The sequence below is a fragment of the Pseudomonas gozinkensis genome (genome assembly GCF_014863585.1).
GTDB lineage: Bacteria > Pseudomonadota > Gammaproteobacteria > Pseudomonadales > Pseudomonadaceae > Aquipseudomonas > Aquipseudomonas gozinkensis.
Map to the genome: position 1 here is coordinate 2,461,119 of NZ_CP062253.1, position 20,889 is coordinate 2,482,007.

Consider the following 20,889-nt stretch of genomic DNA (forward strand, 5'->3'; position numbering starts at 1 on the left):
GGTTGACTGGCTCGGCGAAACAGCAGTGAACATAATAATTAACAGCTAAATAGGTGCATCATGTCGGTCCCTCTGCGTGCCGTTCAACTCAACGAAGCAAACGCATTCCTTAAGAAACATCCTGAGGTTTTGTACGTCGACCTTCTGATTGCAGACATGAACGGTGTGGTGCGCGGCAAGCGCATCGAGCGCACCAGTCTTCATAAGGTGTACGAAAAAGGCATCAACCTGCCGGCCTCGCTTTTCGCTCTCGACATCAATGGCTCCACGGTGGAAAGCACCGGTCTGGGCCTGGACATCGGCGACTCCGACCGTATCTGCTACCCGATCCCCGGCACCCTGAGCATCGAGCCTTGGCAGAAGCGTCCGACCGCTCAACTGCTGATGACCATGCACGAACTGGAAGGCGAGCCGTTCTTTGCCGACCCGCGTGAAGTGTTGGCCAACGTGGTGCGCAAGTTCGACGAACTGGGCCTGACCATCTGCGCCGCGTTCGAACTCGAGTTCTACCTGATCGACCAGGACAACGTGAACGGCCGTCCGCAATCGCCGCGCTCGCCGGTTTCGGGCAAGCGTCCGGTGTCGACCCAGGTCTACCTGATCGACGACCTCGACGAATACGTCGACTGCCTGCAAGACATCCTCGAAGGCGCGAAAGAGCAGGGCATTCCTGCCGACGCCATCGTCAAGGAAAGCGCCCCGGCGCAGTTCGAAGTCAACCTGCACCACGTCTCCGACCCGATCAAGGCGTGCGACTACGCCGTCCTGCTCAAGCGTCTGGTGAAAAACATCGCCTACGACCACGAAATGGACACCACCTTCATGGCCAAGCCGTATCCGGGCCAGGCGGGCAACGGTCTGCACGTGCACATTTCGATTCTGGATAAAGAAGGCAACAACATCTTCGCCAGCGAGGATCCCGAGCAGAACGCCGCGCTGCGCCACGCGATCGGCGGTGTGCTGGAGACCCTGCCTGCGCAAATGGCTTTCCTGTGCCCGAACGTCAACTCGTACCGCCGATTCGGCGCGCAGTTCTACGTGCCGAACTCGCCGAGCTGGGGCATCGACAACCGTACCGTGGCCGTCCGCGTGCCGACCGGTTCGCCGGATGCCGTGCGCATCGAGCACCGTGTCGCCGGTGCCGACGCCAACCCGTACCTGCTGATGGCTTCCGTGCTGGCCGGCATCCACCACGGCCTGACCAACGAAATCGAGCCGGGCGCCCCGGTCGAAGGCAACAGCTACGAGCAGAACGAACAGAGCCTGCCGAACAACCTGCGCGATGCCCTGCGTGAGCTGGACGACAGCGAAGTCATGGCCCGCTACATCGACCCGATGTACATCGACGTGTTCGTCGCGTGCAAGGAAAGCGAGCTGGCCGAGTTCGAAAACTCGATCTCTGACCTTGAGTACAACTGGTATCTGCATACCGTCTGACGCTCGAGCACGATCTCGCTAACACCGCAAAACCTGTGGGAGCGACGGTGCGACGATTCGACTTGCCCGCGAAGAGGCCATCACCTTCAACATTGAAGGTGACTGACCCACCGTATTCGCGAGCAAGTCGAATCGTCGCACCGTCGCCCCCACAGGGATATCGGTCACTAATTCTTATGTGTGAGTCACCCCCATGACCATGACCCGCAACGACTGGGAACAACGCTTCCAGTCCCTGACCCTCGAATCCCGCGCCTTCATCAACGGCGAATACCGCCCGGCCATCAGTGGCGAAACCTTCGAATGCCTGAGCCCCGTCGACGGCCGTTTCCTGGCCTCCGTCGCCAGCACCGATGAAGCCGATGCCAACCTCGCCGTCGAAGCCGCGCGCCAATCCTTCAACTCCGGCGTGTGGGCCAACAAGGCCCCGGCCGAGCGCAAGCGCATCCTGATTCGCTTCGCCGACCTGATCCTGCAACACCAGGAAGAACTGGCGCTGCTCGAAACCCTCGACATGGGCAAACCGATCAGCGACTCGATGAGCATCGACATCCCGGCGACCGCCAACGCGATCCGCTGGAGCGCCGAAGCCATCGACAAGATCTACGACGAAGTCGCCGCCACCCCGCACGACCAACTCGGCCTGGTGACTCGCGAGCCATCCGGTGTGGTTGCGGCCATCGTGCCGTGGAACTTCCCGCTGATCATGGCCAGCTGGAAATTCGCCCCGGCATTGGCGGCAGGTAACTCGTTCATCCTCAAACCTTCGGAAAAATCCCCGCTGACCGCGATCCGCATCGCGCAACTGGCGCTGGATGCCGGTATTCCGAAAGGCGTGTTCAACGTCTTGCCAGGCTTCGGCCACACCGTCGGCAAGGCGCTGGCGCTGCACATGGACGTCGACGTGCTGGCCTTCACCGGCTCCACCGCGATTGCCAAGCAACTGATGATTTATGCCGGCCAAAGCAACATGAAACGCGTCTGGCTCGAAGCAGGGGGCAAGAGCCCGAACGTGGTGTTTGCCGACGCACCGGACTTGCGTGCGGCAGCACAAGCGGCGGCCGGCGCCATTGCGTTCAACCAGGGCGAAGTCTGCACCGCCGGCTCGCGCCTGCTGGTGGAGCGTTCGATCCGCGAGCAATTCATCCCGCTGCTGGTGGAAGCGCTGCAAGCATGGAAACCGGGTCACGCCCTGGATCCGGCGACCACCGTCGGCGCCGTGGTCGATCAGCGTCAACTGGACAACGTGCTGCGCTACATCAGCATCGGCCGCGAGCAGGGCGCCGAGCTGATCGCCGGCGGCCGACGCACCCTCGAAGAAACCGGCGGCACCTACATCGAGCCGACGATTTTCGACGGCGTGACCAACGCCATGACCATCGCCAAGGAAGAAATCTTCGGCCCGGTGCTGTCGCTGATCACCTTCGACACCGTTGAAGAAGCGCTGCACATCGCCAACGACAGCATCTTCGGCCTCGCCGCCGGGGTCTGGACCAGCAACCTGAGCAAGGCCCACACCTTCGCCCGTGGTCTGCGCGCCGGCAGCGTGTGGGTCAACCAGTACGACGGCGGCGACATGACCGCGCCGTTCGGTGGCTTCAAACAGTCGGGCAACGGTCGCGACAAATCGCTGCACGCGTTCGACAAGTACACCGAGCTGAAAGCGACCTGGATCAAGCTCTGACTCTTTTACAGCGGTGGTCGCCTGCAACCGGCGACCCTCGGAGAATAAAAAAATGAAACAACAACACGTGAACAGCTACTACGCCGCCACCCGCAACGAAGTGATCGATTTCCCGATCCTCGAAGAGTCGGTGGAGTGCGATGTCTGCATCATCGGCGCCGGCTACACCGGCCTGTCCTCGGCGCTGTTCCTGAGCGAAGCCGGCTACAAGGTGACGGTGCTGGAAGCGGCGAAAGTCGGCTACGGCGCCAGCGGTCGCAACGGCGGTCAGCTGGTCAACTCCTACAGCCGCGACGTCGATGTGATCGAAGAACGCTACGGCGACAAGACCGCCGAAATCCTCGGCAGCATGATCTTCGAAGGCGCCGACATCATCCGTTCGCGCATCAAGGAATACGACATCAAATGCGACTACCGCCCGGGCGGCATTTTCGCAGCGATGAACAACAAACAGCTCAAGGGACTCGCCGAACAAAAGCGTAGCTGGGAACGTTACGGCAATAAAAACCTGAAGATGCTCGACGCTGCGGACATCCGCCGCGAAGTCGGTTCCGACGCCTACGTCGGTGGTCTGCTGGACATGCAGGGCGGCCACATCCACCCGCTGAACCTGGCCCTCGGTGAAGCCGCGGCCATCGTGCGTCTGGGCGGCAAGATCTACGAGCAGTCCGCTGCGGTGGAAATCAAATACGGCGAGCCCAACGTCGTGCGCACCGCCAAAGGCCAGGTCCGCGCCAAGTACCTGCTGATCGCCGGCAACGCCTACCTGCCGCAAGGTCTCGACAACCGTGTGACGGCCAAGAGCATGCCGTGCGGTTCGCAGATCTGCGTCACCGAACCGTTGACCGAAAAACAGGCCCGCAGCCTGATCACCAACAACTACTGCGTCGAAGACTGCAACTACCTGCTCGACTACTACCGCCTCACCGCCGACAACCGTCTGCTCTACGGCGGCGGCGTGGTCTACGGCGCCCGTGAACCGGACGACATCGAAACCTTGATCCGCCCGAAGATCCTCAAGACCTTCCCGCAGCTCAAGGACGTGAAAATCGACTACCGCTGGACCGGCAACTTCCTGCTGACCATGTCACGCATGCCGCAATTCGGCCGCATCGAGAAAAACGCCTACTACATGCAGGGCTACAGCGGCCACGGCGTCACCTGCTCGCACCTGGCCGGCAAACTGATCTCGGAAATGATCCGCGGCGACGCCGAACGCTTCGACGCCTTCGCCTCCCTGCCACACATGCCGATGCTCGGCGGCCGCACCTTCTCCGCGCCACTGACCGCCCTCGGCGCCGTGTACTACTCGCTGCGCGACCGTTTCGGCATCTGATTTACCTCGCCGGCGGCGCCCCGCACAGGCGCCGCCGGTTTTTTCACATGACCGGCAACACCACAAACCCTGTGGGAGCGAGCTTGCTCGCGAAAGCGGCCTATCAGCAAAAGGGATGTTGAATGTGCAGCCCATTCGCGAGCAAGCTCGCTCCCACAGGTCTTGTGTCTGACCCGCAATTACCCCCAGCAGGCTCTTTTCACCCACCGTCCATCGAACCTGCTGAGCAACGCCAACAAACGTGATTTAATAGCCGCCTTTCACGGTTCCGGGACACGGGAGCAACGTGATCCGCGCGACCTGCGCGGCACCCGCCACCCACCCCCATCGCCCTTAAGTCGTTCTCACATAAGGCTGTCATGGATACGGGTTCTCGACTCAAACTAGTACGCGAAAGCTACAAACTCTCCCAGCGCGAGCTGGCCCGGCGTAGCGGCGTGACCAATGCCACCATCTCCCTGATCGAACAGAATCGTGTCAGTCCCTCCGTCAGCTCACTGAAAAAGCTGCTCGAAGGCATCCCGATGTCCCTGGCCGACTTCTTCACCTTCGACCAGCCCCCGCGCGAACACCAATACGTCTTCCGCGCCAACGAACAACCCGACCTCGGCCGCCACGGCCTGCGCCTGCTCCTGATCGGCGCCTCGGTCCCCAGCCGCCAGATGCGCTTGCTGCGCGAGCAATACGCGCCGGGTGCGAGTTCCGGGGAAGAGCCGATTGTTCACGCGGAAGGTGAGGAGTGCGGGTTGGTGACCCGTGGCACGGTCGAGTTGACGGTGGATGGGCAGGTGAGCGTGTTGAGTGCGGGGGATGGGTATTACTTTCCGACGACGCTGCCGCACAAGTTCCGGAATATCGGGGCGGATGAGGCGGAGATTATTAGTGCGAATACGCCGGCGAATTTTTGATTATTCGATGCCCGTTACGAGAATTAAGTTGTGGCTGGCTATATTGTAATTCGGGTCCCTATGTCAGGGTAAGGCTTTGATTTTTTTAAGTCAGCCATGTTTTTATGCTATTAAAAAGAAACCGCAGAAGTGCGGTTTCTCTTTAATTATCTGTAAGTCGAATGTTATTTCTTAGTACATTGTCCGTTGATTTTATCCTTTTCTGTACAATCTTCAGCATAGATGGCTTTTTGTCCTCCTACAGTAGGAGTGGCTTTTGCATAGCTAGCCATCGATAGGCCTGCATAGCTCATGCCACTAATGACAATAAACAATGCGGGCAGGAGGGTCGATTTTCGTTTGATGTTCATGGTAAGTCCCTTTGCTTCGATATTTATGGTTGTGTATACCGTTAAGCGAGATGTGGAAGTCACTCGCCAAGATAGACTCGTCTAAAAGACGCAACGTGCCACCTGTTAGAACTGGCAGGTTTTTAGAGTTGTTTGTAATGGTTGGGCGGGTTTTAAGATTTCAATTTTAATTTAATGAGTACTGTCCAGCGGTGAAATTGCTTTCAGAAAAGGCAGAAAAGGTGACAGATCTATTTGTGTGAATCTGTCACCTTCAAATGTTCTACCCAGGAACATCAACCCCTCGTTGCTCTATAACTCGGAACACATCACTTACGTCTTGCACCATGAGTCTGGCGATGGTGGTGACGGTGTTGATGTCATGCTCGGCGTGATCGGGGAGGTGGATGCAGGTCATCAGATCCAGGTATTTGAGAACTGCGTTGAGACGCTCACTGGCACATGCATGCAGGTCGCGCAATGGCGCGTCGGCATCAATGAACATGACGGGCAGGTCAGTGGCGGGGTGGGACATGTTCGCGTATCTGCGGAGCGGTTTATCCGTTGGCATAAGTAAAGCTTCCTCGTATCCGTGAGAAGAGCTACTGCCGCTCGCTGCGAGTCGAAGGGTGGTAGCCATGTGCGGGTTCGCAGACCGAGGATACGAGGAACCCGGCAGACCCGAAGATCTCCCACACACAGCCACCATTGCGCGGTTGTCGGACGCTATTGCGACCGCCACCGTTTTTGGGGGCGTCAGGTTACTACACGTATCGTCAGGGCTGCGAAACCCTATCGCCAAATTCGTTCAGCGACAGACCCACTCTAGGCACGGATCCCCACCATCGCAATCAGCCTGTAGGACGCAAAATCACCACGTCTGGCCAGAGAGATCACTCTCGTTCGGCGGCGCAACCGGCGTAAATCAAGGGCTACGGAGTAACAGGGGAAAACGACTTGCCAGATTTCGGCCCGCTTCGCAGCCCCGCAAGAACAAGTACCCTCACTACGTAGAGTAATTTCCTACAGCGTTTTCAGATCAAAAAAACCATCACACATTCCACCCCCCGGAACTTTCCTCAAAACCGATGTCAATTTGATGGCGTGTCGCGACGCTCATTCATCGGCTCAAGCAGTGCCAGGCTGGTTCCTGGTCAACCATGGAAGTGTGTGATGAGACTATTACTCGCAATGTTGTTGATGTTCAGCGGCTACAGCTTTGCCAGTTGCGGCAACATTGATGACCACGATCAGCGTGCCTATTGCAATGCGAGGGAGAGCGGCAGCAGTTGCGGCAATATCGATAATCACGATTTGCGGGCGGCGTGTAACGCGGAGCAGGGCGGCAGTTCCTGCGGCAACATTGACGACCATGACCAGCGCGCCTACTGCAACGCCAAACAGAGCGGCAGCAGTTGCGGCAACATCGATGATCATGACCTGCGTGCTCGGTGCAACGCGGAGCAGGGTGGCAGTTCCTGCGGCAACATCGATGACCATGACCAGCGTGCCTACTGCAATGCCACCACGGGCGGCAGTAGTTGCGGAAACATCGACAATCATGATTTGCGTACGCGGTGTGAGGCCATGAAGCGCTGATCTGGTTTTGATTGCTTTACTCAGTGCCAGGCTGTTTCCCGGCAAGCTCAAGGATGTGTGAGATGAAACTGATTCTTGCGATGTTGTTGCTGTTCAGCGGTTACGTTTCCGCCAGTTGTGCCAGCATCACTGACCCAGACAAACGCAATTATTGCCAGGCCATGGAGGAAGGCAGCAGCTGTTATTCCATCGACAATTACGATTTGCGCATGGCCTGCCAAGCGGAGAAGGGCGGTTCATGCGCTGGTATCGAGGATCGTGACCAGCGCGCCTATTGCGACGCCAGGAAGGGCAGTAGTTGTGCCTCGATCGATAATTACGATCTGCGCACCGCTTGCGAAGGGGAGAAAGGCGGTTCATGCGCGAGTATCCAGGATCGTGACAAACGCTCCTTCTGTGAGGCGAAGCAGGGCAGTAGCTGTGCGAGCATCGGCGATGGGGATCTGCGCAACCAGTGTGAAGCCATGAAACGCTGATCCATCGGCCTCATTCCAAACGCAAAAAGGGACACCCAACGGTGTCCCTTTTTTGTGGGCGACTGAAACGAAATTCCCGGACTGCCCAGTCAAACTTTTCACTTGCCACGCCCCGGCTCATCGCCAAAGGTTCCCCCCATCGGCACCACGTCGTAGACTGCGAAACAAGTTGTAACGCCTCTCCCACGGACGGAACCGCGCATGATTCACATCGGCAGCCACAACAACGCCCCCACGCCGCAGCACAAAACCCAGGACATCTACATCTTCAGCATCGACCTGTCCCGCCCGGCGACACCGTTCTGTTTCGAGCAATCGATTGGCGGCGGGCATGTCGAGCAGGGCGGTGCGCGGTGGTTGGCGCTGGATGAGCTGGATGGCTGGCCCGGTGAATGGCGTGAGCATTTGAAGAAGGCCGGATGTGCTTGGGTGGTCGAGTTGCTGGATGCTCATCCGAGGGAGAGTCAGGATGATTTGGTTTCGCTGATCCTTCAGCGGTACGCCGAGCCGGTGCAACCGACCGGGCGTTTGCAGGCGATTGGGCGCTGGTTCAAGCGCTATTTCTATATCAGCGGCCGGTACGGCGCCTAATCAGAGGAAACGCCGATGACCCAGACTCTGGAACGCGCCATCGCCATTGCCGCCACAGCCCACACGGGGCAGGTGGACAAGGGCGGTGCGCCGTACATTTTGCATCCGCTGAAAGTCATGTTGCGCATGAGCAGCCTGGAAGAGCGCATCGTCGCGGTGCTTCACGATGTGGTCGAGGATTGCGGCATCAGCCTGGAGGATTTGCGCAAGGAAGGCTTCAGCGAAGCCGTTTTGTCCGCCATCGAATCGGTGACCAAAGTGCCCGGCGAATCCTACGAGGACTTCGTCGAGCGCGCGGCGCAGAACCCGATCGGGCGGGTGGTGAAACTGGCGGATCTGGAAGAGAACAGCGACCTGTCGCGGATTGCCTCGCCGAGTTGGGAGGATCTGGAGCGGATCGAAAAATATCGGCGGGCGATTGGACGGTTGCGCGCCTGACTCAATTTGCATAGCCAGGAAGGCCACCATGAAATCCATTCTGTGTTTGTTGATTGCTGCCGGCTTCGGCGCGCTGTTGCAGTTCGAAGGTGTGCCCCACGGTTTGCTGTTGGGCTCGATTCTTGTGACGGCACTGGTCGTCACCAAATTCAAATTCGCGCCAGCGACGCCCTATGGCCTGGGCTACATCCAGGTCACGCTGGGCATCGCCACCGGGTTGATGTTCGAAGCTTGGGACAGCGCGACCGTCTCGACGATGTTGCCGAGCCTCGGCATCTTGCTGCTGTGTCTGACGGCACAGGTGGCTCTTTCCGCTTTGTGGCTGGCGCGCGGGGCGGGGTGGAATCGCACGGATGCCTTGCTGGCGGTGTATCCGGGCGCGCTCGCGGCGGTGTTTGATTTGCTGGAATCGCATCAGGCGTCGAGCAAGGTGATCATCGTGCACCTGATGCGGCTGCTGCTGATCACGGTGCTGGTGAGTTTGCTGATTCCCGGCGCGGCGCCGGTTGCCGTGGCCGAGCCACTGTCCACGGGCATGGCGCTGACCGTGCTGTCGGTGATCGGTTTGAGCGTGGTGGTCGGGCGTTTGCTGCTGGCTGTTGGCGTGCCGGCGCCGTTCATGTTGACGGCAATCATCATCACCGCCGTGTTCGTGAAATCAGGGTGGCTGCAGGGTTTTCACATGCCGGACTGGAGCCTGAATCTGGCGGCGCTGATTCTCGGTGTGCGAATCGGCTCGCGGTTCCAGGGGCTCGGCCTCGCGGAACTGGGACGCCACGGCCGCACGGCGTTGGTGTCGGTTGGTTTGATGATCCTGGTAGCGGCGCTTTTTGCATTGGCGGCCGCGCGATTGCTGGGCAGCGATGCGTTGTCGCTGTGGCTCGCCTACATGCCGGGGGCCATCGAAACGATCGCCATTGTCGCGTTCGCCGGCGGGATGAATGTGGTGTTTATCCTGACTCACCATTTGGCGCGGATGGTGGTGCTGCATTTTGCGCCAGCGCTTTTGGTTCAGATGCGGCGGGTGCGGGAGGACGCTTGATAAATCGGCGTGCGGTCGTCAGGTCAGTCCCTGACGACTCTCCCGATGTGACGCCAGCAAATGCATCATCACCCCGGCATAAACCGTCACCAGAATGAACAACCCCATGCGCACCGCAAACGCGGTGTAAACGTCCTTGCCCGCCGCGCTGTCCTCAACGGATTGGCCAAGCAGGATGATCATGGTGATCAGCGTATTGAGCCAGAACCCCGGGGTCAGTTGTGTCGGGTGCAGCCGATAGAGTTTGCGCGCCACCAACAGCCCGAACAGCAGCATCCACAGAGAGAACATCCACAGGTGCACGAACAGGCTCAACCCGCACCAGAACAGCACCGCCAGCAGTCCGCCGAGCAAGGTTGAGCCGAGCAATTCGCGTCCGGCATGGTGGGTGCGGGTGGTGGTGCTTTGTTGGCCGAGGCTGACGGCTTTGAGGATGATCGGCAGGTAGCTGGCGGGGTCGATCAGCACCAGCAGAAAGGTCGGCAGCACGATCAATGTTGCGCGCATCGCCACGCGGGGCACGTCTTCGGCGGGCAGGGCTGGAGCGGGTGGTGGCGCGGGGCTGTTGGCCGGCTCCGGGAACAGGGCGTGGCTCAGGCCGACGATGATGACGGCCAGCAACAGGCCTTTGACCAGCGCGCCGATCACCGCCATGGCCAGCTCGAAAGAGGCAAAACCGGCGGCGGAGATCATGGTCATGCCGATCACCAGGAACGTCATGATCAGCACATTGCCGCCGCGCAGGCCGTAAGTGAACACCAGAAACAGACCGACGCCGATCAGCAGCACGCCGCACACCGGGTAATAACGCAGCAACGGCACCAGCAACAACCCGAGACTGGTGGTGAATGCGGCGACCAACGTCAGCACCAGCGCCATTTTCACTGGCAACGGTCGAGGCATGCTGGCCAGCAGCAACACCGCGAGTACCGGCGACAGAAACGACAGCGGCAAGGCGAGGCCGTAACTGGCGGCGGTGCACAACGCTGTGCCGCAGGCCAGGCGCAATGCCCGTTGCGCCGGGACGCTGCGTTCAATAGGCCGCTCAGTAGGCATAGCTCAGCCAGCTCATCAGCCAGACAAACACCCGCCCGAGTGGATTGAGCAGATTGCCCTCGCTGGGAAACGCCATGACTTCCGCCTGCCCGCCAGCGCGAATCGAACGGCTCTCGAACAGTCGCTTTTTCGCCTCTTCGCTGAACTCGATGATCACCGGAAAACGTTGGGCCGGGCGCAGCCAGTCGCGGCTGTTCTGGATCGTCGGCAGGGTGCCGGGCGGCGGCGCCTGGCCGACGCTGACGCCATAACCGACGCTGCGCACCCGGCCGTCGAGCACTTCGCCGGGCAGGGCGTCGAGGATGATCGATACCGGCGTGCCGGGCTTGATCCGGCCGAGGTTGTTTTCGGTGAGGTCGGCGCTGACCCACACGTCCTGGATCGTGATCAGCGTCATCACCGGACTGCCGATGGCGGCGAACTGACCGACATCGGTGCGCAGGTCGGTGATCAGCCCCGCCGAGCGTGCGCCGATGCGGGTGTTGGCAAGATCCAGTTCGGCCTTCGCCAGTGTGGCGGTGGCGCTGAGCAGTTTGGCGTTGGTGTCGGTGTTGCCGCCTTCCTGCTCCTGCGCGCGCAGTACTTCGGCCCGGGCAGCGGCGACCTGGCTGGCGGCGGCCTCGTGATTGGCCCGGGAGACTTCCAGAAGCCTTACGGACACCGTGCCCGGATCTTCTTTATACAAGCCTTCCAGCCGTCGATTGTCCTGGCGCGTTTTGAGTTCATTGGCCTGGGCCGCACGCAACGACGCCTGGGCCGAAGCGATGCCGGCGGTACCGGCGCCGACCGTGCGACGGGTGTTTTCCAGATCGGCGCGAGCCCGGTCGACGGCGATCTGCAGCGGCTGCGGGTCGAGCTCGAAGAGAATGTCGCCGGCCTGCACGTCCTGATTGTTGCGCACGTTGACCTTGATCACCCGGCCCGCGACTTCCGAAGCCACCGGGATCACGAACGCGCCGACCCGCGCTTGCTGGGTATACGGCGTGATTCGGTCGGCCAGCAGATACCAGATCAGGCTCAGCACAATCACCAGCAGCACCCAGCGGATGCCTTTTTTCGCCGGATCCGGCGGCGCTTCATCACTCATGGCGGTCTACCTGCGAGGGAATCGGATAGGTCGGTTGGGGCGGCGGGGCGCTCAGCAGATCGCCCCAGTCGGTGCGCTGCTGCATCTGCTGCCGGGTCGGTTGATCGATCTGCGGCCCGGCGCTTTGCCAGCCGCCGCCGACGGCGCGGTACAGGGCGATCAGATTGCTCACGGCATTGCTGCGGCTGACCAGATAGTTGTCCTGTAGCTCCAGCAATGCACGCTGGGCGTCGAGCACCCGCTGAAAGTCTGAATAACCTTCGCGATATTGAGTGTTGGCCAGCACCAGCGAACGTCGCGCCGCACCTTCCGCCTCGCCGAGAATGCGCTCGCGTTCCAGCGCTTTGGTCAGGCCGCTGGCGGCATCATCGGCTTCGCGGGCGGCCTGGCGGACTTTGTCGCGATAGGCCTCGATCAGTTGCTGCAGGCGCGCATCCTGCACGCGAATGTTGTTGTGGATGCGGCCGTAGTCGAACAGGTTCCAGCGCAGGCTCGGGCCGCCGATCAGGTCGAGGCTGCGCGGGGTGGCGCCGAGGGTGTCGCTGGACCAGACGATGCTGCCGAGCAGGGTCAGCGAGGGATACAGATCGGTTTCGGCCACGCCGACCAGCGCCGATTGCGCGGCAACGTTCAGCTCCGCCGCGCGCACATCGGGACGGCGCAACAGCAGGTTCGCCGGAACGTCCTGCAACACGGCGCGATCCACCAGCGGAATCAGCCCCGGTTGCTCCGCCAGAAACGCCGCGCCACCGGGCGGCTGGCCGACCAGCACCGCCAGCGCGTTGCGGGTGCGCAGCAATTGATCTTCAAACGCCGGGATGCTGCTCAGGGTGCCGAGGTATTGGGTTCTGGCCTGTTGCAGGTCGAGTTCGGCGGTCTGGCCGCTGCGAAAGAGTTTTTCGGTGATCTCGAAGTTACGCTTTTGCTGGGCGGCGTTTTCCCGGGCGACCCGCAGCCGGGCTTCGGTGGTGCGCAGGGCAAAGTAGGTGTCGGCCACTTGAGCGCGCAGCAGCACGAGGGCGTCTTCGTAGTTGGCCTGGGCGGCGAAGTAGCTGGCGTCGGCGGACTCGATGGCACGGCTGAAGCGGCCCCAGAAATCCAGTTCCCAGCCGACATCGAACGCGGCGCTGTGCTGCCAGAAGTGCAAGTCCTGCGGGTTGTTGCCGCCGGACTGGTGGCGGTCGATGTACAGGCTGTCGGCGCTGGCCTGTTGCAGTTGCGGGTAGCGACCGCTGTCGGCGATGCCCAGTTGCGCGCGGGCTTCGAGGACCCGCAGGCCGGCGATTTTCAGGCTGCTGTTGCGGGCTTCGGCGTCGCTGATCAAACGGTCGAGCACCGGATCGGCAAACACCTGCCACCACTGGCGCAGATCCGGCAGCGTGCCGCGTTCGCTGGCCTGCTCCAGCGCCGGGCTTTGCCATTGCTTGCTCCAGGCCTCGGCCGGCGGCTGGAAATCCGGGCCCAGCCGCAGGCAGCCACCAAGGCTCAGCGCACCGAGCAGCAGCAGGTGGCCGGGACGGATCAGCAGGGCTGGCGTTGCAGGCATACCGGGAGGCCCCAGCGGGAAATGTCACTGGAGCATAGACCGCAGATTGCCGGTTGATCGAAGCAATCAGCTGCTACGCTTTTTCAGGCGAACTCCCCTGAACCGCCCCCGACGAAAAGGTAGGAAGCCATGGACACTGCTCAAGAACCGCTTGCCCCGACCAGCGCCAGCTGGCGTTTCAAGGTCGGCGTGGCAATCATCTGCCTGATGCTCGGTTCGTGGCTGATGGTGCCGATTGCCGCCGCCCTCGATGTGCCGGGCTCGAAAGTCGCGGCGCTGACCGGGGTGTTGTTCATCAGTAATAAAGTGCTGTTGCTGCTGGTGATCGCGGTGATGGGCAAGGCCGGGTTCGCCGAGCTCAAACGCACGATCGGCCGCTATATCTCCGGCGTGATTCCGACCCCGGTGGCCGAAGTCAGCCCGATGCGCCACAAGATCGGCGTGGTGATGTTCTGCCTGCCGCTGCTGTCGTCTTTCCTGGAACCCTATTTCGACAACTTCTTCCCGGGCGTGCGGCCCAACCTCTGGCAGATGCAGGCGCTGGGCGATTTGATGTTCATCGGCAGCTTTTTCGTGCTGGGCGGCAATTTCTGGGACAAGGTGCATGCGCTGTTCGTGCGCAAGGCGCGGGTAGTGGTGGAATAAAAAATACAGGGGGCCGGGCCCCCTGTATTTTGAGGTGGGAGGCTATTTGAGGTGGGCGGCGAAGCCTTCGCTGCCCGGCACAATATCGTCCTTCAAGGTCAATGCCGGAATCTCGTAATCCCCGGCATTCTGCCGCCGAAATCCGATCGGCCGCGTACTCCACAACTCATCCAGCCGCGCGCCCAGTTCTTCGCACGTCTTGGCAAACCGCGCCTCGTCCATCTTCCCGGTGCGATACACCACGAACGGCGGCAGCACCTCGAAGCCGGGGTAATACAGAATTCCGTGATGAATCGGGAACAGCAGATCATCGATCGGACCGTTGATCCCGCGTGGGCTGTAGTGCGATTCCCAGCCGCCGGCCGTAACCATCAGCATCGCCCGTTTACCTTTCAAGGTGCCTTCGCCATAACGGTCGCCCCAACGAGAATCCGAATGCTCGCCGACACCGTAGGCAAATCCGTAGGCGTATACGCGCTCGACCCAGCCCTTGAGAATCGCCGGCATGGAAAACCACCACAGCGGAAACTGCAGGATCAGGGTGTCGGCCCACAGCAGTTTTGCCTGCTCGGCGGCGATATCGGCGGCTTGGCGGCCTTGTTCGAAGGCGAGTTTCGAATCGAGGGAGGCGTCGAACGGGCGAGTGCTGTCGCGGCCGGAACTGTCGTCGGCGTCGAGGCTGGCTTTCCAATTCATCGCGTAGAGGTCGGAAACCTGCACGGTGTGGCCGGCGGCTTCCAGGCGCTGGACAGTGAAGTCTCTGAGCGCGCCGTTGAGCGATTGCGGTTCGGGGTGGGCGTAGACCAGTAACACATTCATGGTGAGGCTCCATTGCTGAGTGACAGCAGGATCGGCGCCCGGCAGGTATATTGGAAATGAATGTCTGATATGTCTGGTATAGCCATGAATAATTTGAGACGGCTGGATATCAACCTGCTGCTGACCCTCGATGTGCTGCTATCCGAGCACAACGTCACCCGCGCCGCGCAACGGCTGCATCTGTCGCAGCCATCGGTGAGCGTGCACCTGGCCCGGTTACGGGAGATTTTTGGCGATCCGCTGTTGCTGCCGGGACCCCGTGGGATGCGCCCGACGGCGCGGGCCGATGAATTGCGCGAACCGTTGCGCGAGGCGCTTGAAGCGCTGGAGCGGGCGGTGGCACCGGCCAGTCCGTTCGACCCGGCGCAGGCGACCCACACCTGGAAAGTCGCGGCCTCGGACTATGGCGAATCGACCATTCTGCTGCCGGCCCTCGGTGGGCTGCGCAGTCAGGCGCCGGGCACGCGACTGGCGGTGCTCGATCTGTCGCCTCGGCAATTGGTCAAGCAGGCGGAGCAGGGTGTGATCGATCTGGCGCTGCACACCAGCGAGGACGCGCCGCTGGAACTGCACCGGCGTGCGCTGTTCACCGAGCGTTATGTGCTGGCTGGTCGCGTCGGGCACCCGAAACTGCAACGCAAGCCGACCCGCGCGCAGTTCTGCGAGCTGGAGCATGTGCTGGTGTCGCCGGAAGGCGGAGGTTTCTTCGGGGTGACGGACAAGGCGCTGGCGGAGGTGGGGCTTACGCGAAACGTGGTGCTGTCGGTGCCGCACTTTCTGTTGCTGATGTCGGTGCTGGCCAGCACCGATCTGGTGGCGATGCTGCCGTCACGGCTGGCGCGCGGCAATGCCGCGCTGCAAGTGGTCGAGCCGCCGCTGGAAGTGCCGGGCTACGAAATGGCCATGCTGTGGGCCGAGCGTTCGCACCGCGACCCGGCGCACAAATGGTTTCGCGAGCATCTGGCGGCATCGGTCTGATCAGGCGTGCCCGAGCGCGATGGCGAACGACACAACGACCATGCAGGCGAAAGCGAAATTGAGGTTCATGGGGTATTCATCCTGGTCCTTTTGAAAGTGGGGCCATTCTGAACAGTTCAACGGAAAACCTGAAATTCGCCTTCGTGATTCCAATGATCGAGATGATTGATATCAGGTGTCGGGCACGGCCTCCCAGGTCAAAGAGAAAGCTCTCGCAGGTAGGCTGAGGCCGCGAAACCATCGATACGCCCGTCGCCTTCCAGATCGATACTCGACCACTCTGAACTGACCGGGCTTGCGCTGACGTGCTGGCCGGATTTCAGGTTGCCAATGACGTCATAGTTCGTGCCGGGCCCACCTCTAAGGCGCAGGCTGTTGCGAGACACGACTTCATGAGTACCGGTCCAATGAGCAAGGCTTGCCGACTGTGCTTCGACTGGAATGACAAAGGCACCGAAATCCGGGGTCTCGCTGTTGATCAGGTTGTAATCCAGGTCCAGACCACACAATTTCGCTGATGGTGCTTTTTGCTGAATGTGATAGTCGCCGTTTCTGATTGCGTCCTTTGTGCCGCGAAAGCCGGGTGACATGGCGAGCCAGACAAGCGAGCACACGTTTGCGTTCTTCAAGGCGCTGGCGGTGGCTCCCGAACCGTAAACGCCGACTGCATAGGCAGGCGCATTGTTTGATAACTCGTTGAACGCCTGCTCTACGCCTTGAAAGTACGGGATGATCGCACTGGTGATCTCCTTGTTGCTGGCATCGAAGTCCACTGAGAAGTAAATGCCGGAACCTGCTGGTTGCCCGATGTCGTTGAGTGCATAGCGATAAGCTCTTCGTCCGGCTTCGTAGCCTTTGCTGTGTGAAAAATCTTCGGCACTGTCTTGTCGTTGCTGGAACACCACCACAATGTTCAGGCCCTGGGCGCAGATTGATTGCGCTTCGATCAGCGTCAGACATTTTTCGGGAAAGGTTTTCGAGTTACTGAAGTTGTAGTAACGGATGACCGTGCCGACGTTTTCTTTCGCCAGACACTGGAGTTTTCTCGTGGTGTTGTAGGGGGTGTCTATGACGAGCATGGCGGGCTCCTTGTATTGATCAGCCTGGTTCTAATGTGCTTGTTGAAGGGTTGCTCCCTGCGAAAGGGGTTTCTGCAATGAGTTGTTTTGTATCAGGGAGTTTTTTATATCTTTTGTGTTTTTGTAAATGTTGTCGATTTTCAAGTTGTAATCGGGAATTTGGTGGCCGGTCACAGTGATCGGGTCGCTGTCTTCAGTAATGTCAATCGCACATTTGCCATTTGGGCAAAGTGCGTTATAAGTCTTTGCGAAATCATCCAGATTCAATGTTTTTGTATGGGCAATAACGTTTTCCGCTTCGACTTTGCGGTTTGCAATCTCAGTACATTCCTCAGTTAATTCACTGATGAAGATAATAGATTGAGCATAAGCGCGCTGGGCATCAGGGTTTTGCGTGTGGGTGACCTTCTCGACGATTTTGTCGACCGCTGCGACAGCGCCATTGCACGGTATAACGGCGTTGCCAGCCTCATTTTCGGCGTCTTCTGCCACAACGTTTTGATTGATGAGTGACAGCAGGGCTCCGAGGAAAAAAAACAGTAAGCGATTCATGGTGCCTTGCTCCCGTTTGCTGCATTTTCCTGCTTGAGCCTTTCCTGCATTTTTTCTTTGCTGACGAAACCCGGATTGCCGGTTACCGCAGACGTTGCACGGTTGTCGCTGGCCGATGTTTCTGCCAGGGGCCTGACGGAAAACGTTTTTACGGGTGGTTTGTAGGAATGTTCGATCGTGGCCAGGACCGCAGTAACAATGATGACGGCGCCAATGATCACTCCGACGATGCCAGGTGAGTACGCCGACAATGCGGCCTTGGCGTAAGCCGAAGGAGATTGATGCAATTCACCTGATAACCCGGTTGCTTTTTCATGGGCGAAAAAGGAGACAGCGAGGCCGGCGAATGCGATGGCTGCACCGACCAGAATCGCCAGGAGTCTGAGTAGTGTCAGGTCGATAAGTGCAATCGTTGAGAAGATGAAGGCCAAATCATCCTGCCCCCTGAGAGCCATGATATCTACCAGTTTGGAAACGGTATAAGCAACAAATGTCAGCAGAAGGACAAGTATCAGGAACAGTCCACTTCCTGCGCCTAGCCAAATATATGTTTGCCAAGCTTGAGTGTTCCGGATTTTGTGAGCTTCCGGTGGGTGGGTAATGACAATTTCAGATGGCTCGATATCGTTCACGACTTCATCTCCATGAAGAAAGTGATGAGTGTTGTTTGTGGGTTTAGACTTGGATCCATCAGCAGTCAATGGCGTTCGGTTAAATATTTTCGATGATGTAATAAGTTCGAAACAGTGTCTCGTGGTTGTTACGTAAAGTGTTTTGTTTGTGAGACGTTAAGTTGCTGTTTTATTGTTTTCCTTCTGTTTTATCAGCAATTGAAATAAGTATCCAACCTCCCATTCGATGTTGAATCGTCGTACTTGTGTCCGAACCATCCTTTGGCTAATCTCGGAAACCTGCAATGACAAGCACAAACAGGCAAAACCATGCACGATCATTCCGCTTCCGAGCTTCCTTCCCTGCGCCGGCAGAAAATCCTTTTGATCCTTGAACGTGACGGCAAGGTCATGGCGTCCGAGTTGAGCCAGCATTTTGCCGTGTCCGAAGACACCATCCGCCGCGATCTGGCCGAACTGGACACCGCCGGACTGGTGCAGCGGGTACACGGCGGCGCGCTGCCGAGGCCCAAGGACACCGGCAAGGATTACTTCACCCGGCTGGACGAGATCGACGAGGTGAAGATTCGTCTGGCGCAGTTGGCGGCGCAGCAGATTCGGAATGGGCAAACGGTGATGTTCGACTCCGGTTCCACCTCGTTGCAGGTGGCGCGCTCGTTGCCCAGGGACATCAGCCTCACGGCGGTCACGGCCTCACCGATGACGGCGATTGCGTTGTCCGAATACTCGGGCATCAAGGTGATTCTGGCGGGCGGGCAGCTCAATCCGAAAACCATGTCGGCCGGCGGTCATGAGGCGCTGCGGCTGCTGTCGGGGATCAAGGCGGATCTGGCGATCACCGGGGTCTGCGCGATTCATCCGGAGGTGGGCATCACCTCGCTGCATTTCGATGAAGTGCCGGTCAAGCAGGCGCTGCTCGACTGCGCGGCGCGGGTGATTGCCGTGACCACGGCGGACAAGCTCGGCGCGGTGGAGCCGTTTGTGGTGGCGCCGTGCGAGCGCTTGCACACGCTGATCACCGAACGGCATGTGGCGTCGGGGAGTGTCGAGGACTATCGGCGGTTGGGGATTGAGGTGGAGCAGTTGCCTGACTGAGATTTTGTGGTGACGCTGATGGCACTATCGCTGGCAAGCCAGCTCCCACAGTGTCCTAGGAGTATTCAAAACTAAGGTACACCGCGGACTTTGTGGGAGCTGGCTTGCCAGCGAAGAGGCCAGTCGACCCAATGCATAAACCAGCATGCAGTCAAAAGATCGATCAGCGCAGTTTTTCCAGCATCTGGTAGTACCACATGCCCGCCGCCAGCATCGGATTCCCCAGCAGATCGCCCATCGGCACGCGAATGTGCGAGCACGCGGCAAACGTGTCGAACTGCTGCATCTGCCCGGTGATCGCCCGGCTCATGATCTCGCCCATGATGTGGGTCGTGGCGATGCCGTGGCCCGAGTAGCCCTGGCAATACCAGACGTTGTCCGAGAGCTTGCCCAGCTGCGGGATGCGGTTGATGACGATGCCCATCGCGCAGCTCCACTGGTAGTCGATCTTCACGCCTTTGAGCGCCGGGAAGGTCTGTTCGATGCACGGCCGCAGTTCGCCGGCGATGTCCCGTGAGTCCTTGCCGCTGTAGTTGGCGCCGCCGCCGAACAGCAGGCGGCCGTCGGCGGTGAGGCGGTAGTAATCGAGGACGAAGCGGCAGTCGTAAACGGCGAGGTCCTCGGGGTTGATCTGCTTTGCCAGATCGCCCAGCGGTTCGGTGGTGACGATGCCGCCCATGGCCGGGAAGATCTTGCCCTTGAGCTGGCCCGGCTCAAGCTTGTGGTAGACATCGCCGGCCAGCAGCACTTGATTGGCGTCGATCCGGCCGTGGGCGGTGCGCACGCCCGGGCTGTCGCCGTGAATGATCTCCAGCACTTCACTGTTTTCGAAGATCAGCGCGCCGAGGCTTTCCGCCGCCCGGGCCTCGCCGATGCACAGGTTGAGCGGGTGCAGGTGCATGTTGCGGGTGTTTTTGATTGCGCCGTGATAAAGGTCGCTTTGCAGCAGATCGCGCACCTGGCTGCGGTCGAGCAGGCTGACTTCATCACCCATGCCGCGACGCACGGCTTCGTCATGGTCGCTGCGCAAACCGGCCATGTGGCTCGGCTTGTACGCCGCGTGCAAATGGCCGTGCTTGAGGTCGCAATCGATCGCGTACTTCTCGACCCGTTGCTTGATGATTTCGTGCCCACGCCAGCGCAGGTGCCAGATGAAATCATCGACCTCATCGCCCAATGTATTGCGCATCTGTTTGCGCATCGCGCCGTCGCCGGAGAGGCTGCCGGTGACCTGACCGCCATTGCGCCCGGTGGCGCCCCAGCCGATCTTGTGGCTTTCGACGATGGCGACTTTCAGGCCTTTTTCGGCCAGTTCCACGGCCGTGGCAACGCCGGTGAAACCGCCGCCGATGATCACCACATCGACCTTGTGCCGACCTTGCAGGGTCGGGTAGTCGGTGTCGCGGTTGAGGGTCGCGGTGTAGTAGGAATTGCTGCGTTCAGTCATTTCAGTGTCCAGATTCGGGAGTCGGTGCACGGACCCTGTGGGAGCGAGCTTGCTCGCGAAAAGCGTTGTATCAGTCACCTGAAATGTTGAATGTGACGACGCTTTCGCGAGCA

At 59.8% G+C, this 20,889-nt stretch carries 22 protein-coding genes and 1 pseudogene; 12 read left to right on the top strand and 11 right to left on the bottom strand.

Annotated elements, in window-relative coordinates:
- Positions 1 to 60 precede the first annotated feature (60 nt).
- From IHQ43_RS11055 to IHQ43_RS11070, 4 genes are all read left to right on the top strand, one after another.
- Positions 61 to 1,437, top strand: a complete 1,377-nt coding sequence (locus IHQ43_RS11055) for a glutamine synthetase family protein (protein WP_192564359.1) — start codon at positions 61 to 63, stop codon at positions 1,435 to 1,437.
- Positions 1,438 to 1,630: 193 nt separating this feature from the next.
- Positions 1,631 to 3,121: an aldehyde dehydrogenase gene (locus IHQ43_RS11060; RefSeq protein ID WP_007957097.1), complete on the top strand. Its 1,491-nt coding sequence runs from the start codon at positions 1,631 to 1,633 to the stop codon at positions 3,119 to 3,121.
- 52 nt (positions 3,122 to 3,173) lie between these two features.
- On the top strand, positions 3,174 to 4,457 hold the full coding sequence (locus IHQ43_RS11065; protein WP_108561094.1) for an NAD(P)/FAD-dependent oxidoreductase: 1,284 nt from the start codon (positions 3,174 to 3,176) through the stop codon (positions 4,455 to 4,457).
- 359 nt (positions 4,458 to 4,816) lie between these two features.
- Complete coding sequence (locus IHQ43_RS11070; RefSeq protein WP_011333561.1) at positions 4,817 to 5,365, top strand: cupin domain-containing protein; 549 nt, start codon at positions 4,817 to 4,819, stop codon at positions 5,363 to 5,365.
- A gap of 164 nt (positions 5,366 to 5,529) precedes the next feature.
- Here IHQ43_RS11070 and IHQ43_RS11075 read toward each other — a convergent pair whose 3' ends face one another.
- From IHQ43_RS11075 to IHQ43_RS29795, 3 genes and pseudogenes are all read right to left on the bottom strand, one after another.
- Positions 5,530 to 5,715, bottom strand: coding sequence for a hypothetical protein (locus tag IHQ43_RS11075; protein ID WP_192564360.1), 186 nt, complete (start codon positions 5,713 to 5,715; stop codon positions 5,530 to 5,532).
- A gap of 262 nt (positions 5,716 to 5,977) precedes the next feature.
- Positions 5,978 to 6,265 carry a fructose-bisphosphate aldolase gene (locus tag IHQ43_RS29515; RefSeq protein ID WP_244142251.1) on the bottom strand — a complete coding sequence of 96 codons (288 nt, stop codon included), beginning with the start codon at positions 6,263 to 6,265 and terminating at the stop codon, positions 5,978 to 5,980.
- Between the two features lie 6 nt (positions 6,266 to 6,271).
- Positions 6,272 to 6,496, bottom strand: a pseudogene (locus IHQ43_RS29795) (ash family protein); the annotation flags it as partial.
- Between the two features lie 371 nt (positions 6,497 to 6,867).
- On the opposite strand from IHQ43_RS29795, the gene IHQ43_RS29520 reads away from it, so the two are divergent.
- The 5 genes from IHQ43_RS29520 (at position 6,868) to IHQ43_RS11105 (ending at position 9,840) form a co-directional block, all read left to right on the top strand.
- Complete coding sequence (locus IHQ43_RS29520; RefSeq protein ID WP_007957073.1) at positions 6,868 to 7,293, top strand: hypothetical protein; 426 nt, start codon at positions 6,868 to 6,870, stop codon at positions 7,291 to 7,293.
- Positions 7,294 to 7,355: 62 nt separating this feature from the next.
- Positions 7,356 to 7,769, top strand: a complete 414-nt coding sequence (locus IHQ43_RS11090; protein WP_192564363.1) for a hypothetical protein — start codon at positions 7,356 to 7,358, stop codon at positions 7,767 to 7,769.
- 201 nt (positions 7,770 to 7,970) lie between these two features.
- Complete coding sequence (locus tag IHQ43_RS11095; protein WP_192564364.1) at positions 7,971 to 8,360, top strand: hypothetical protein; 390 nt, start codon at positions 7,971 to 7,973, stop codon at positions 8,358 to 8,360.
- 15 nt (positions 8,361 to 8,375) lie between these two features.
- Positions 8,376 to 8,798 carry an HD domain-containing protein gene (locus IHQ43_RS11100; protein ID WP_192564365.1) on the top strand — a complete coding sequence of 141 codons (423 nt, stop codon included), beginning with the start codon at positions 8,376 to 8,378 and terminating at the stop codon, positions 8,796 to 8,798.
- Positions 8,799 to 8,826: 28 nt separating this feature from the next.
- Positions 8,827 to 9,840: an AbrB family transcriptional regulator gene (locus tag IHQ43_RS11105; protein ID WP_192564366.1), complete on the top strand. Its 1,014-nt coding sequence runs from the start codon at positions 8,827 to 8,829 to the stop codon at positions 9,838 to 9,840.
- Between the two features lie 18 nt (positions 9,841 to 9,858).
- Here the strand turns inward: IHQ43_RS11105 and IHQ43_RS11110 are convergent, their stop codons facing one another.
- Genes IHQ43_RS11110 through IHQ43_RS11120 form a run of 3 tightly spaced genes read right to left on the bottom strand, consistent with a single transcriptional unit; the run spans position 9,859 to position 13,529 of the window.
- A complete protein-coding gene (locus IHQ43_RS11110) occupies positions 9,859 to 10,896 on the bottom strand; it encodes a DUF2955 domain-containing protein (protein WP_192564367.1) in 1,038 nt (345 codons plus the stop codon).
- Complete coding sequence (locus tag IHQ43_RS11115; RefSeq protein WP_192564368.1) at positions 10,886 to 11,983, bottom strand: HlyD family secretion protein; 1,098 nt, start codon at positions 11,981 to 11,983, stop codon at positions 10,886 to 10,888. The genes IHQ43_RS11110 and IHQ43_RS11115 overlap by 11 nt, the downstream gene beginning before the upstream one ends.
- Positions 11,976 to 13,529 (bottom strand): efflux transporter outer membrane subunit, encoded by a 1,554-nt coding sequence (locus IHQ43_RS11120; RefSeq protein ID WP_192564369.1) that lies wholly within the window; start codon positions 13,527 to 13,529, stop codon positions 11,976 to 11,978. Before IHQ43_RS11120 ends, IHQ43_RS11115 begins: the two co-directional genes overlap by 8 nt.
- Before the next feature lie 129 nt (positions 13,530 to 13,658).
- Between IHQ43_RS11120 and IHQ43_RS11125 the strand changes: the two genes are divergently transcribed.
- Positions 13,659 to 14,174, top strand: coding sequence for a transporter suffix domain-containing protein (locus IHQ43_RS11125; protein ID WP_192564370.1), 516 nt, complete (start codon positions 13,659 to 13,661; stop codon positions 14,172 to 14,174).
- A gap of 42 nt (positions 14,175 to 14,216) precedes the next feature.
- Here the strand turns inward: IHQ43_RS11125 and IHQ43_RS11130 are convergent, their stop codons facing one another.
- Positions 14,217 to 14,993 carry an NAD(P)H-dependent oxidoreductase gene (locus IHQ43_RS11130; RefSeq protein WP_192564371.1) on the bottom strand — a complete coding sequence of 259 codons (777 nt, stop codon included), beginning with the start codon at positions 14,991 to 14,993 and terminating at the stop codon, positions 14,217 to 14,219.
- 84 nt (positions 14,994 to 15,077) lie between these two features.
- Between IHQ43_RS11130 and IHQ43_RS11135 the strand changes: the two genes are divergently transcribed.
- Positions 15,078 to 15,971, top strand: coding sequence for a LysR family transcriptional regulator (locus IHQ43_RS11135; protein WP_192564372.1), 894 nt, complete (start codon positions 15,078 to 15,080; stop codon positions 15,969 to 15,971).
- A 197-nt stretch (positions 15,972 to 16,168) separates the two neighbouring features.
- Here the strand turns inward: IHQ43_RS11135 and IHQ43_RS11140 are convergent, their stop codons facing one another.
- From IHQ43_RS11140 to IHQ43_RS11150, 3 genes are read right to left on the bottom strand one after another with little or no spacing between them, the layout of a single operon-like run.
- Positions 16,169 to 17,050: a glycoside hydrolase domain-containing protein gene (locus IHQ43_RS11140; protein ID WP_192564373.1), complete on the bottom strand. Its 882-nt coding sequence runs from the start codon at positions 17,048 to 17,050 to the stop codon at positions 16,169 to 16,171.
- A 30-nt stretch (positions 17,051 to 17,080) separates the two neighbouring features.
- Entirely contained in the window at positions 17,081 to 17,602 is a 522-nt protein-coding gene (locus tag IHQ43_RS11145; protein ID WP_192564374.1) for a hypothetical protein, read from the bottom strand.
- Positions 17,599 to 18,234, bottom strand: coding sequence for a hypothetical protein (locus IHQ43_RS11150; protein ID WP_192564375.1), 636 nt, complete (start codon positions 18,232 to 18,234; stop codon positions 17,599 to 17,601). Before IHQ43_RS11150 ends, IHQ43_RS11145 begins: the two co-directional genes overlap by 4 nt.
- A gap of 309 nt (positions 18,235 to 18,543) precedes the next feature.
- On the opposite strand from IHQ43_RS11150, the gene IHQ43_RS11155 reads away from it, so the two are divergent.
- Positions 18,544 to 19,329 (top strand): DeoR/GlpR family DNA-binding transcription regulator, encoded by a 786-nt coding sequence (locus IHQ43_RS11155; RefSeq protein ID WP_192564376.1) that lies wholly within the window; start codon positions 18,544 to 18,546, stop codon positions 19,327 to 19,329.
- 163 nt (positions 19,330 to 19,492) lie between these two features.
- Here IHQ43_RS11155 and IHQ43_RS11160 read toward each other — a convergent pair whose 3' ends face one another.
- Positions 19,493 to 20,776, bottom strand: a complete 1,284-nt coding sequence (locus tag IHQ43_RS11160; protein WP_192564377.1) for an NAD(P)/FAD-dependent oxidoreductase — start codon at positions 20,774 to 20,776, stop codon at positions 19,493 to 19,495.
- Positions 20,777 to 20,889: the final 113 nt, after the last annotated feature.

Excerpts from the sequence above, each read along its gene's own strand:
- IHQ43_RS11075 (WP_192564360.1), bottom strand. The coding sequence starts at position 5,715 with ATGAACATCAAACGAAAATCGACCCTCCTGCCCGCATTGTTTATTGTC.
- IHQ43_RS11120 (WP_192564369.1), bottom strand. The coding sequence starts at position 13,529 with ATGCCTGCAACGCCAGCCCTGCTGATCCGTCCCGGCCACCTGCTGCTG.
- IHQ43_RS11115 (WP_192564368.1), bottom strand. The coding sequence starts at position 11,983 with ATGAGTGATGAAGCGCCGCCGGATCCGGCGAAAAAAGGCATCCGCTGG.
- IHQ43_RS11105 (WP_192564366.1), top strand. The coding sequence starts at position 8,827 with ATGAAATCCATTCTGTGTTTGTTGATTGCTGCCGGCTTCGGCGCGCTG.
- IHQ43_RS11160 (WP_192564377.1), bottom strand. The coding sequence starts at position 20,776 with ATGACTGAACGCAGCAATTCCTACTACACCGCGACCCTCAACCGCGAC.
- IHQ43_RS11065 (WP_108561094.1), top strand. The coding sequence starts at position 3,174 with ATGAAACAACAACACGTGAACAGCTACTACGCCGCCACCCGCAACGAA.
- IHQ43_RS29520 (WP_007957073.1), top strand. The coding sequence starts at position 6,868 with ATGAGACTATTACTCGCAATGTTGTTGATGTTCAGCGGCTACAGCTTT.
- IHQ43_RS11125 (WP_192564370.1), top strand. The coding sequence starts at position 13,659 with ATGGACACTGCTCAAGAACCGCTTGCCCCGACCAGCGCCAGCTGGCGT.
- IHQ43_RS11110 (WP_192564367.1), bottom strand. The coding sequence starts at position 10,896 with ATGCCTACTGAGCGGCCTATTGAACGCAGCGTCCCGGCGCAACGGGCA.
- IHQ43_RS29515 (WP_244142251.1), bottom strand. The coding sequence starts at position 6,265 with ATGCCAACGGATAAACCGCTCCGCAGATACGCGAACATGTCCCACCCC.
- IHQ43_RS11135 (WP_192564372.1), top strand. The coding sequence starts at position 15,078 with ATGAATAATTTGAGACGGCTGGATATCAACCTGCTGCTGACCCTCGAT.
- IHQ43_RS11070 (WP_011333561.1), top strand. The coding sequence starts at position 4,817 with ATGGATACGGGTTCTCGACTCAAACTAGTACGCGAAAGCTACAAACTC.
- IHQ43_RS11095 (WP_192564364.1), top strand. The coding sequence starts at position 7,971 with ATGATTCACATCGGCAGCCACAACAACGCCCCCACGCCGCAGCACAAA.
- IHQ43_RS11145 (WP_192564374.1), bottom strand. The coding sequence starts at position 17,602 with ATGAATCGCTTACTGTTTTTTTTCCTCGGAGCCCTGCTGTCACTCATC.
- IHQ43_RS11060 (WP_007957097.1), top strand. The coding sequence starts at position 1,631 with ATGACCATGACCCGCAACGACTGGGAACAACGCTTCCAGTCCCTGACC.
- IHQ43_RS11090 (WP_192564363.1), top strand. The coding sequence starts at position 7,356 with ATGAAACTGATTCTTGCGATGTTGTTGCTGTTCAGCGGTTACGTTTCC.
- IHQ43_RS11130 (WP_192564371.1), bottom strand. The coding sequence starts at position 14,993 with ATGAATGTGTTACTGGTCTACGCCCACCCCGAACCGCAATCGCTCAAC.
- IHQ43_RS11140 (WP_192564373.1), bottom strand. The coding sequence starts at position 17,050 with ATGCTCGTCATAGACACCCCCTACAACACCACGAGAAAACTCCAGTGT.
- IHQ43_RS11100 (WP_192564365.1), top strand. The coding sequence starts at position 8,376 with ATGACCCAGACTCTGGAACGCGCCATCGCCATTGCCGCCACAGCCCAC.
- IHQ43_RS11155 (WP_192564376.1), top strand. The coding sequence starts at position 18,544 with ATGCACGATCATTCCGCTTCCGAGCTTCCTTCCCTGCGCCGGCAGAAA.
- IHQ43_RS11055 (WP_192564359.1), top strand. The coding sequence starts at position 61 with ATGTCGGTCCCTCTGCGTGCCGTTCAACTCAACGAAGCAAACGCATTC.